The 11,734-nt window shown below is 71.6% G+C and carries 7 protein-coding genes; 6 read left to right on the top strand and 1 reads right to left on the bottom strand.

The genetic code is table 11. The annotated features are described in order from the left end of the window. The first annotated feature begins 267 nt into the window (after nucleotides 1–267). The 5 genes from AC1DE0_RS11385 (at nucleotide 268) to AC1DE0_RS11365 (ending at nucleotide 8,295) form a co-directional block, all read left to right on the top strand. Complete coding sequence (locus AC1DE0_RS11385) at nucleotides 268–1,344, top strand: hypothetical protein (RefSeq protein WP_478100460.1); 1,077 nt, start codon at nucleotides 268–270, stop codon at nucleotides 1,342–1,344. Between the two features lie 115 nt (nucleotides 1,345–1,459). Then, nucleotides 1,460–3,049 (top strand): glutamine-hydrolyzing GMP synthase, encoded by a 1,590-nt coding sequence (guaA, locus tag AC1DE0_RS11380; RefSeq protein ID WP_478100458.1) that lies wholly within the window; start codon nucleotides 1,460–1,462, stop codon nucleotides 3,047–3,049. 800 nt (nucleotides 3,050–3,849) lie between these two features. Beyond that, on the top strand, nucleotides 3,850–4,836 hold the full coding sequence (locus AC1DE0_RS11375; RefSeq protein WP_478100456.1) for an AfsR/SARP family transcriptional regulator: 987 nt from the start codon (nucleotides 3,850–3,852) through the stop codon (nucleotides 4,834–4,836). A 55-nt stretch (nucleotides 4,837–4,891) separates the two neighbouring features. Then, entirely contained in the window at nucleotides 4,892–7,564 is a 2,673-nt protein-coding gene (locus AC1DE0_RS11370; protein WP_478100454.1) for a PKD domain-containing protein, read from the top strand. A gap of 215 nt (nucleotides 7,565–7,779) precedes the next feature. Beyond that, nucleotides 7,780–8,295, top strand: a complete 516-nt coding sequence (locus AC1DE0_RS11365; RefSeq protein ID WP_478100452.1) for a hypothetical protein — start codon at nucleotides 7,780–7,782, stop codon at nucleotides 8,293–8,295. 79 nt (nucleotides 8,296–8,374) lie between these two features. Here the strand turns inward: AC1DE0_RS11365 and AC1DE0_RS11360 are convergent, their stop codons facing one another. After that, nucleotides 8,375–8,863 carry a hypothetical protein gene (locus AC1DE0_RS11360; protein WP_478100450.1) on the bottom strand — a complete coding sequence of 163 codons (489 nt, stop codon included), beginning with the start codon at nucleotides 8,861–8,863 and terminating at the stop codon, nucleotides 8,375–8,377. A gap of 155 nt (nucleotides 8,864–9,018) precedes the next feature. Between AC1DE0_RS11360 and AC1DE0_RS11355 the strand changes: the two genes are divergently transcribed. Next, nucleotides 9,019–11,688 carry an asparagine synthase-related protein gene (locus AC1DE0_RS11355; RefSeq protein WP_478100448.1) on the top strand — a complete coding sequence of 890 codons (2,670 nt, stop codon included), beginning with the start codon at nucleotides 9,019–9,021 and terminating at the stop codon, nucleotides 11,686–11,688. Nucleotides 11,689–11,734 lie beyond the last annotated feature (46 nt).

The raw sequence follows: 11,734 nt of genomic DNA, 5'->3' as shown, positions 1-11,734 counted from the left end.
GTTGCGGTGCAGTGTCTTCCAGACAAATGGGATTCGCCTGCGAAGCCGATCTCGGGTGCCTAGATTTGAGGGACAGAGAACGACGGCCTCCACGTGAAGGAGGGCGAAATGACCTACAGCGGCACGGCAGCAGCTGACCTTCGGGGCGCGCAGGAGGCACCCCGGAGTGGCAGGCCCCGAAGCACCTCGCCGCCCCATCGGCGGGCGCGGCGCGACCGGCCCTCAGGGCGCGACCGGCCCGGCCGGACCTCGGCCCGAAACTCGCTGGTGGGCGCGGCCCCGCATCACAGCAGGCAGGCCCTCACGCTCGGTGCCTGCCTCCTTCTGCTCGGCGCCTCGGCGCGGGGCCCGGCAGGCATCGAGAGCCTCGCGGAGTCCACGGTGGCGCCGACGGTGCCGGTGCAGGCCGAGGGCATCGGCTCCCCGGTGCCACCGTCGAGTCTCCTGAGCCGGCTGCTGGAGGGGCCGTTCGGCGGGCGCGAGCTCGAGCGATCATTCATGACCGGCCTCGGCGCGGTCGCCACGGCCCCCGCGCTGCGCGCCGCCGCGACGGTTCCCCCCGGCGCCGTGCTCGTCGCACCCACGGCAACGCCCGGCACCCCGGCCTTCACGCATCCGCTCGACGGGAGCGCGACGTACTTCCCGCTCGTCCCGGGCACGCGCTTCACCTACGAGGGCACGGTCGCGGACGACGAGGGTGTCCACCGCCACGAGCTGGTCTTCGTCGTCACCGACCTCGTGAAGGAGGTCGACGGCCTGGACGCCCGGGTCATCCTCGACAGGGACTACAGCGACGGCGTCCTCACCGAGTCCGAGCTCGCCTTCTTCGCGCAGGACGACGCGGGCAACGTGTGGACCCGGGGGGAGTACCCGGAGGAGTACGAGGAGGGGACGTTCACGGGAGCGCCCAGCACGTGGATCACCGGGGTGCGTGGTGCCCGGGCCGGCATCCTCGTGCCGGGTGCGCCCGCCGTGGGCACGGCCCCGTTCGTCCAGGGTCGCGCCGCAGCGGTCGGCTTCTACGACGTCGGGCAGGTCGTGGCCGAGGGGAAGCGGGTCTGCATCCCCCTGGGGTGCTACTCCGGCGGGGTCGAGATCAGGGAGTCGGCCCCCAACGCACCCGACGACGGCGTCCAGCTCAAGTACTACGCGCCGCACGTCGGGGGAGTGCGCATCGCGGCCCAGGGCGGCGACTCCCGCGAGGTCATGGTGCTGAGGTCCCTCCGGCGGCTGGGGCCCGGTGACCTGCAGGCGGCGCGGGCTGCAGCGTTGCAGCTCGACCGGCACGCCTACGTCGTCTCCAAGGACTACCGGACGACGGGGCGCGCGCACGTGGGCGGCTGAGTCGGGCGGCCGATGCGCCCGACCCGGGCGCTCGGATCGGCTGGGTCGGGGGCGCCCCAGGTGCCCTCCGGACGGGCGTCCGGAGGGCACCTGCCGGGCCGATAGGCTGGCGCCCGTGAGCGAAGCGCACCCGACCGACCTGCAGAGCCACCCCGTCCTCGTCGTCGACTTCGGCGCGCAGTACGCCCAGCTGATCGCCCGACGGGTGCGCGAGGCACAGGTCTACAGCGAGGTCGTCCCGCACTCGATGAGCGTCACCGACATGCTCGCCAAGCAGCCGGCGGCCGTCATCCTCTCGGGCGGCCCGAGCTCGGTCTACGAGGAGGGCGCCCCCCGACTCGACCCGGCGCTGCTCGAGGCCGGCGTGCCCGTCTTCGGCATGTGCTACGGCTTCCAGTCCATGGCCCAGGCCCTCGGTGGCACCGTCGCGCGCACCGGCGCGCGCGAGTACGGCAAGACCGACGCCGCCATCAGCGACGTCGAGTCGACCCTCTTCGCGGGACAGCCGCCGAGCCAGACCGTCTGGATGTCGCACGGCGACTCCGTGAGCGCCGCGCCCGACGGCTTCGCCGTCACAGCGACCACCGCAGGTACGCCGGTGGCCGCGTTCGAGGACGACGAGCGGCGCCTCTACGGCGTGCAGTGGCACCCCGAGGTGCTGCACTCCGAGCAGGGTCAGCGCGTGCTCGAGAACTTCCTCTGGAAGGGCGCCCGCATCACGCCCGACTGGACCCCCGGCCACGTCGTCGACGACCTCGTCACGACGATCCGCGAGCAGGTCGGCGAGGACCGCGTGCTCTGCGCGCTCTCCGGCGGCGTCGACTCATCCGTCGCGGCGGCCTTGGTGCAGAAGGCGGTCGGTGACCAGCTGACGTGCGTCTTCGTCGACCACGGACTGCTCCGCGAGGGCGAGGCCGAGCAGGTCGAGACCGACTTCGTCGAGGCCACCGGCGTCGACCTCGTCGTCATCGACGCCCGGGAGCGCTTCGTCGAGGCGCTCGCCGGCGTCACCGACCCCGAGACCAAGCGCAAGATCATCGGCGAGCAGTTCATCCGAGTCTTCGAGCAGGCCGCTCGCGACATCGTGCACGACCGCGGCGACGAGGAGCACCCCGTCAAGTGGCTCGTCCAGGGCACGCTCTACCCCGACGTGGTCGAGTCCGGCGGCGGCGAGGGCGCCGCCAACATCAAGAGCCACCACAACGTCGGCGGCCTGCCCGATGACCTCCAGTTCTCGCTCATCGAGCCGCTGCGCACCCTGTTCAAGGACGAGGTGCGCCAGGTAGGCCTCGAGCTCGGGGTCCCCGAGGTCATCGTCTGGCGCCAGCCGTTCCCGGGCCCCGGCCTCGGCATCCGCATCATCGGCGCCGTCGACGCCGAGCGACTCGCGATCCTGCGCCGCGCCGACGCCATCGCCCGCGAGGAGCTGACGAAGGCCGGCCTCGACCGCGACATCTGGCAGTGCCCTGTCGTGCTGCTCGCTGACGTCCGCTCGGTCGGCGTCCAGGGCGACGGCCGCACCTACGGCCACCCCGTCGTGCTACGTCCCGTCGCGTCCGAGGACGCCATGACCGCCGACTGGGCGCGGGTGCCCTACGACGTCCTCGCGACCATCTCGACGCGCATCACCAACGAGGTCGAAGAGGTCAACCGGGTCGTGCTCGACGTCACGAGCAAGCCCCCGGGCACCATCGAGTGGGAGTGACCCCCGCCCCCTGAACCACTCCCGGACCATCGGGAACTGAGCACTCGACCTGGAACGCCCGTCGAGTGCACACTTCCCGACGCCCTCGAGCCCGGCCTCCCGTCGAGTGCACACTTCCCGACGCGCCGACCCCGTCGGGAACTGAGCACTCGACTCAGATCTCCCGTCGAGTGCACACTTTCCGACGCCCTCGAGGCCGGCCTCCGGTCGAGTGCGCACTTCCCGGCGCCCTCGAGCCCGGCATCCCGTCGAGTGCACACTTCCCGACGCGCTGACCCCGTCGGGAACTGAGCACTCGACCCAGATCTCCCGTCGAGTGCGCACTTTCCGGCGCCCTCGAGCCCGGCCTCCCGTCGAGTGCGCACTTCCCGACGCGCTGACCCCGTCGGGAACTGAGCACTCGACCTGGAACGCCCGTCGAGTGCGCACTTTCCGGCGCCCTCGAGCCCGGCCTCCCGTCGAGTGCGCACTTCCCGACGCGCCGACCCCGTCGGGAACTGAGCACTCGACTCAGAGCTCCCGTCGAGTGCACACTTTCTGACCCGCACGACCCCGTGGGGAAGTGGGCACTCGACGGGGAGGTGGGGTCGAGGAGGGCCATGCGGGGCTGCTGACGGAGTGACCGCCTGGCCCCAGCACCCCTCGATTTCGTCCCCTTTTGTCAATGGGTAGCACGTCGCGTGAGGCGCTCGCGGCCAAAAACGCACCCAATTTTCGGCGCGCTGCGCCACCGTTGCTGGCGCGTGCTGCCCTCGGCGCGGGCTCCCATCATGGACACACGTCCTTGAGGGGGGATCGTGATGAGGCGACCTGATGAACGTCTGACAATCAGGCTCTGTGGGGGTCTGGCGCTGAGCTGTGGTGGGGCCACGCTCGGTCCGCGACAGCTCGGCGGCGCGAAGGCACGGCAGGTCCTGCTCGCGCTCTGCCTGCACCACGGCGCCGGCGTCTCCAAGACGCGGCTCGTCGAGCTGCTCTGGGGAACCGCCGCTCCGCATGGTGCAATGGCAACGCTCGAGTCGTACGTGAGCCTCCTGCGCCGCCGCCTGGAGCTGCTGCTCGGCGACACCCCGAGCCCCGTCCGGACGATGCCCGGTGGCTACCTGCTCGACGTCGACCGCGTCGACCTCGACGTCCGGCGCTTCGAGCAGCTGGTGGCGCTCGCCCGTGATCCCGGCGCCGACGCCGCCGCAGCGCTCAGCCATTACGCCTCCGCCCTGGCCGCCGTGCAGGCTCCGCTCCTGCCCGAGGAGGACACGGTGTGGGCCACCGAAGCACGGCAGGCACACCACTCCGAGGTCCTGCGGACCACGGTCGATGCGGCCGAGCTGGCCCTGGCGACGGGCGCGCACGGACAGGCCGAGCGTTGGGCCGCCCAGGCGCTCCAGCGGGACCAGTTCTCGGAGTCGGCATGGTTCGTGCTCCTGAGGTCGTTCGAGCTGCGGGGCCAGCACGCTGACGGGCTGCGGGCCTACGAGTCCTGCCGGTCGCTCTTCGCGTCGGAGCTCGGTTGCCCGCCCGGAGCGCGGGTGCGTGAGGTGTTTCCTCGCCTGCTCGGCGCGACCGAGGGCCACCACGACGACCTCGACGAGCTGGTCGACGCCGTCTTCCGGCTCCACCTGGCCCTCGCCGCGGACCCGGCCCGTGAGGGTGTCGGCTCACCCCGCGGCCCGGAACACAACGGCACCGCGCCGTTGACCCGCGCGTTCGAGGACGACTCCTCCCGACTCAAGCACCTGCTCGACGACGTGACGAGGCAGCACCTCGGCATCCGCGTGTCGGCCTGACCGGCCGACCACACCACCAGCAGCACCACGAAGAGAAAGCACAAGGAGGACGGCAATGTTCAGTCAACTGGAAGGTGCGCGCAGGAGGCGCACCGCCGGCGGACCCGGTGAGGGGGGTGGCTCGCCCAGTCGACGCCGACTCCTTTCGGCCGTAGCCGCCATCGCTCTCGCCGGAGGCCTGGCACCGGTGGCGAGCAACGCCGCGAACGGTGCGGTGGCTCCGCTCGTCGCCCCGGCGATCAACCCGACGATCGCGTCGAGCACGCAGTTCGACATCACCGGGTTCATCCAGACGGCCACCGTCGACACGCCTGCAGACCCGCACTCCGGCGGGGTGCTCACCGTCAACGGCCACACGATCGTCATTCCCCGTGAGACCATCGTCATCCTGCCGGCCAGCGCGCTCACGTGGCAGGAGCTGTTCAGCCACGCACCCGCTCCGTACAAGGCGGCCGGGACGACCGGCATGGCGCTCGCCGACACGCCCAAGCCGCTGACGACGTACGAGGTGCACGTGGTCGGCAACCGCGTCATCCAGGGCGCCAACGACCGCTACATCGCGGGCATGGTCGACATCTCCCAGCAGGACCTCAACACCGGGGCCGGCTACGTCAACTTCATCGACTACACCACTGGCGAGATGGAGGTCGGCGGCAAGTCCGGCGTCGCAGGCACCGGCACCCGGGTGCGGATCAACGACCCGGCCGCCCCCGGCCTGACCCCGGCGACCGGCCGCTACGGACGTGCGGCCTCGCCGGACGACCGCTTCCAGGTCGACCAGGACAACCCGACGATCCTCGCCGAGACCGGCTTCCCGATGTGCATCCCGCGCTCGGCGCCGACCTCGACGAACGACGACGCGCTGTGCCCGCAGACCAACCGTCCCGTCTACACAGGCTCGGACACCTCGGGCATCACCCCGCAGCCGGCACTCCCGGCGCTCGGTGCGGCATACACGATGTTCCGGATGGACTCCCCGGCTGACGTCGACGCCAACAACTGCGCCCGCGGCACCTGTGCCGACCCGCGCAAGCAGGCGCCGTTCGAGATCGGTGACTACGTCACCTTCGCCGGCAACCTCATCCAGGACGGCGGCGCCAACGGTGGTCAGTACATCTCGGCCCACACGATCGTGGCGAGCCTCGGCATCTACACCCAGCCGGGCATCGACCCCGCCTATGTGTCGGTCGACGTGTCGCTCATCGGCACCGGCGGCCTCACGGTCTTCGGCGCGGGTGAGGCAGCTGTCCGCACCCGGTTCGAGGGCATGAGCACCGACGAGACCCGCCTGGTGCGTCTCTACGGCATCGACATCAACCCGGTCACTGGCACCACCACCGACCGCGAGTGGGGCACGATCATGCCCGACCCCGGTCCTCCCGGCGGTGCGGTGCGCGGACGCTGGCGGTTCCGGCCGCCGTGCACGGCGACGGTCGCGACGCAGAAGGCCTGCACGCCACCTGCCGGCGGTCAGTTCATCCCGCCCACCCGTGAGGTGCGTGCGGTCGTCGACGGCGACTCGCAGTTCCTGCCCGGCACGATCAAGGACAACCCGAACAGCCAGGTCCCCGGCACCCCGGGTGCACAGACCGCGGCCAACGGCATCTACTACGGCCAGTACCACGCCCCGATCGGCGAGTACATCTTCCCGGAGAACGTGCCTGGAACCCCCGTGCCCGAGAACAACTTCAACACGATCCCGTTCCTGGCTTACGGCGGCTACCAGTCGCTCACCGGCACCCAGGCCGGCGTGCTGAACCCGTGGCCGAGCGACGTGGCACCGCCCGCCGTCGTCTGCGCCACACCGACGATCAACGGCGCTCCGTACTCAGTGGCCAACGGCGGCAGCATCCAGCTGTCCGGCAGCATCCCCGCTGGGTCCTCGAGCCCCGTCACGATCCAGTGGACCGCTGGGACCACCGCAGGCGGCACCGACCTGGCAGGAGCCCTCACCGGCGCCAACACGACCACCCCGACGTTCAACGCGACGGGTCTGGCCGCAGGCACCTACCACCTGACGTTCACGGCATCGAACCCGTGCGGTGTGGCTTCGGCCGCCACGACGATCACCGTCGCGGCATCGCCCAAGCCGACCATCGCACCGATCCAGAACCAGACGGTGACGGCCGGCAACCTGGTCACCCTGACGGCCACGAGCAGCTCGCTGCCGCAGCCGACCTGGGTCTGGGCCAGGACGTCGGGCCCGGCGAGCCCTGTTCTCTCGCAGACGCCTTCGGCAACCACCGCCACCAACACGTCGCAGCTGAAGTTCACGCCCACCGTGGCGGGGACCTACACCTTCAGCGTCGTCGCGACGAACGCCAACGGGTCGTCGCCGGCCACGACGGTCACCGTGACCGTCACGGCTTCCGTGCCGACCAACATCACCCTGACGCCGGTCGAGTACCGCACGTCGAAGCAGCGGCTGGTCATCACCGCGACGTCGACCGACACGACCGTCAGCTCGATGCGGCTGCTGCCGTACCTGACGGAGTCGGGCACCACGTTCGACCCGGCGACGCTCGGGGCGGCCAACCTCACCGTGTCGCTCGCCGCACCCGGCTCGTTCACCGTCACGGCGGTCGGCGCCCCGGCACCCGCCTGCAACCTCGGTGGCGTCTACGCGACACCGTGCGCGCAGACACCGATCACGGTCAAGGCCCTCAACGCGGCCGGAGCGGTGATCGGGACGAGCCCGCCGTCGAGGCTCGACAAGATCAGGCAGTAGCCGCCTGACCAAGGTGGCTGCCGGGGCCCTCGGGCTCCGGCAGCCACCGGAGCGCTCGCCCTCGGGACGCAGCACACCGCGCCCGTCGGCCACCAGGACGTTGTCGTCGGGGTCTCACTCCCCCCCGGGGCCCCGACGGCAACCCAGCTCCACCCGACCGAGCCGGCCCTGCCGCAGTGTCGGGGTCCGTCCAGATCCGTGAGGGAGGCGCCGCGATGTCCGTTCCGAGCCTGGCGCGTCGCGCGCTGTTCGCCTCGACAGTGGGCGTCCTGGCGGGTGGCCTCCTCTCGGGCTGCGGCGGCGACGTCGTCGCCACGACCTCGGCGCCCGCCGCACGGACGGCCGCGCCCGCCACACCGCCCGCCGTGCCCGCGCCCGCCCAGGGCTCACCCGCCCCGGCACCACCGGCTGCGCACCAGCCGTCAGCTGCGACAGCTGATCCGGTGCCCGCGGGCGCCGAGAGCGTCGCGGTCGACAAGTGCTGGACCAACGCGACGGCCACCACCGGCGGCCAGCTGCTGGTCAGCGCCAGGAGCTCGGACCCCGCGGCCCACCTGCTCGCCTACCGGGCGGACGGGAAGCTCATCGGCGAGGTCCAGAACGGTCGCGGTCAACGCTACGGCGGCACCGTATTCGCTTGGCAGGCAACGGATCCCGTGACCGTGACCGTCCGCAGCAGCTCGGGCGGCAGCGTCACTGTGCCGACCACGCCGTGGCAGGCCGAGAACTGACGCAAGGCCACTGGACGAGGACGAACGTATGCCGCCTGGGGGGCCAGGCGGCATACGCAGTCTTCTCGGCAGGCCTCGGTCAGAGGCCGGTGGCGGCGATGTAGGTGCCCACGCGGCCGTTCGGGTTCACCAGCACCATGGGCATGTGGCAGTGCTTCGGCAGCCACACCATGCCGTCGAGCCGGGCGTCGCCCTCCTTGTCGAGGGGCGCCGTCATGGTCGTGCCGACGACCATGCCGTTGCAGACGACCGAGGCGCTGATCGAGGTGACCGTCGCAGTGCCGACGCCGGGGATAACGAGGCCCTCGACGCGCACGCGTACGCGCCCGTCCTGACGAACCCGGGCCATGCCCTCGTCGATGACCCACGGGGCACCACCCGGGTGGACGTTCATGGCGAGCACCGGCCCGTCGGGCATGCTGCCCTCGAGGTCGGCCCGCAGGATCGTGTGACCCGAGCGGTGGTGGCCGGAAGAGCCGTCGCTCGCCGAGGCCGCGGGTGCCACGAGGGTGGTGAGGCCGAGGACTGCGCCGGCGACGAGGGCGGCGGTGCGGGTCGGTCGCTTCATGTCGTGCTCCTTCTCCATTGAGGGATGCTCCCCAATGAACGACGCTCACCGGAGGTGGTCCGGTTCACGCCTTGGGCAGGTTTCGTGCGGCACCGGCGCGCGGGGCACGACCGGGGTGGGTCGAGGCGGGTCGGGGCCCGTCTAGGGTTGACCCCATGTGCGGAATCGCCGGACACCTGGGTGTCCACGCCGACGAGGCCCTGCTCGACCGACTGCTCGCGACGCATCCGGGGGCGGGCCCGGCGTCGACGGCGCACGACGAGGACGCGGGGCTGGCTGTTCGTCCTTCGCACGACGAGACCGGCCTCGCCCGGCTCGCCACGAGCAGCGGTGGCCGCTTCACGCTCGCGCTCGACGGCGAGCTCTACAACCGGTCCGAGCTGCGCGGCGACCTCGAGACGCTCGGCCACGACTTCGGCGTCGGCAGCGACGCAGAGGTGGTCCTCACCGCGTTCACCGAGTGGGGCACCGACGGCCTCGACCGCCTCGAGGGCGCCTTCGCGCTCGCCGTGTGGGACCGCGACACCCGCACCATGACGCTGGCCCGCGACCACTTCGGGGTGCGGCCCCTCTACGTCGCGGCTGCCGGGTCGGGCTGGCTCGTGTCGAGCGAGATCCGCGGCATCCTCGAGAGCGGCCACCACGAGCGCCGCCCCGACGACCGCACCATCTACCGCTACCTGCGCTTCCGGGTGCACGACGACGGACCCGCCACCTTCTTCGCGGGCATCGAGCGCGTCGGCGCCGGCGAGGTCGTCACGCTCGGGCCACAGGGTCTCGAGCGCCGCCCCTACACGCGGCTGCGTGAGGAGCTCGTCGAGCTCGCCCGCTCCGCGCGCCCCTACACCCCGGCGGCCGCGGCGGAGTTCCGGTCGCTGCTGACCGCTTCCGTACGCCGCCGGTCGGCTTCCACGGGCCGCGTCGGCACCGCGCTGTCGGGCGGCATCGACTCGGCGGCCATCGCCGCGCTCGTCGACGCGGTCGAGAACGAGGTGGGTGCCTCGGGCTCTTCGGGCGCTTCCGCCCCAGGGGACGTGCAGGACACGTGGTCGGCGGTCTACCCCGGCTCACGCATCGACGAGCAGGCGCAGGTCGACGCGGTCACCGCCGGTCTCGGCGCCCGCGTCGAGGCGCACCGCTTCGAACCGACCCCCTCCGAGTTCAAGAAGGACATGCGCGACCTCGTGCGCACCCAGGAGGAGCCCCTCGGGTCGACCGGTCCCTACACGCAGTTCCGCGTGCTGCAGGAGGCCGCGCAGCGCGACACCGTCGTGCTCGACGGACACGGTGGTGACGAGCTGCTCGGCGGGTTCGCGGCACACCACCTGATCCACCTGCGCGGGCTGCGGGGTCGCAGCGCCGCGCTCGCCGCCTCCGAGCTGGGCCGCTCGCTCGACGTGCTCGTGCGCCGTGGCCGTCCGCGCGTCGGCGACCGGCTGCGCGGCCGCAAGGCTGTCGCCGTCACCTCGCTCCTCGGCGCTGACTTCGCGCGCGCCCACTCCGGCGAGACCCACGACACCGAGCGCTCCGACCTGCGCAAGCGCCTCGTCGACGACCTCTTCGTCGACTCGCTGCCGGCGCGGCTGCGCGCCACCGACAGGAACGCCCGACGCTTCGGCGTGTCCGTGCGGCTCCCGTTCGTCGACCGCGAGCTCGCGCGCTTCGTCTTCGGACTCGGCGACGACGCCCTGATCAAGGACGGCCTCGGCAAGCGGGTGCTGCGCGACGCCATGCGGGGGCTGCTGCCCGACTCGGTGGTCGACCGCCGCGACAAGGTGGGCGCCACCACACCGCAAGCCGACTGGTTCATGCGCCTGAAGAACCACATCTACGGCGAGTTCCTCTCCGAGTCGTTCGCCAACCGGCCCTACTTCGACCAGACGGCCGTGCTCCACGCCTTCGAAGGGTGGATCAAGGGCACCAACTCCGTCGACTCGATGACCATCTGGCGCATCCTCAACGTCGAGCTGTGGCTCCAGGAGTTCTTCGACGAGCGCGAGCCCGAGGCCGCCGACGTCGCCCCGTCGGTCAAGACCGACTACGAGCCCAACGCCCGCAAGCAGCTCGACCTCGTCACCGCCGACGGCACGTCGGTGCGTCGCTACCCGCTGCGCACCGACCTGTACGCACGAGAGGACGACCTCCAGGCCAAGACTCTCGGCTACATCGACCGGTTCTTCTCTGGCCTGCTCGAGGCCGGCGACGAGCACGTCGCGGCGACGACGGGCCGCTGGTACTTCTTCATCTCCGAGAAGATCGTCGCGATCACCCAGGGTCGTTCCTTCTTCATCTGGGACATCAAGGTCGGCCGTCCGGCCCGAGTGCTGAGCCGCTACGTCACGCGCACCCCGGCCGGCATCGGGCTCGGGTCGCCGTTCACGATGCAGTTGGCGATCGAGGAGGCCGGGCTGCCGCGCGTCCTCTTCGCCTCGGCCGGCGGGGCGATCGGCAAGGTGCTCGGCAAGCGGGGCCTGTTCTACGACCTCGTCGGCGGCGACATCCGCGCCATCGACGGCCCCACCGAGTACTCCGTCTACCCGGCCAACGTGTCGGCCAAGCTTGGCCCAAAGGACCCCGACGAGGTCGCCGCGCGCCTGTCGGCGGCGATCCGCGAGCGGGTGCCTGCTGCCTACCGCGACAGCTTCGGCGGCACGGTCGTCATGGACGCCAACGACATCGGGCGCAACGTGCTCGGCAAGGACGCACCGGGCTCGAAGGAGCACTTCGAGCTGATGTTCGCCGACAACCCTCTCGGCCAGGGGTCGGAGCAGACCCCCATGGCGATCGTCTTCGAGCAGCCACAGCCCCCCGCTACCACCCCCTGACCCCGGCCGCCGCCCCTCAACCGTCGAGAGGCCACGATTTGCCGCC

The sequence above is a fragment of the Terrabacter sp. 05T424 genome (genome assembly GCF_056396225.1).
This window is presented reverse-complemented; position numbering and strand designations above follow the sequence as displayed.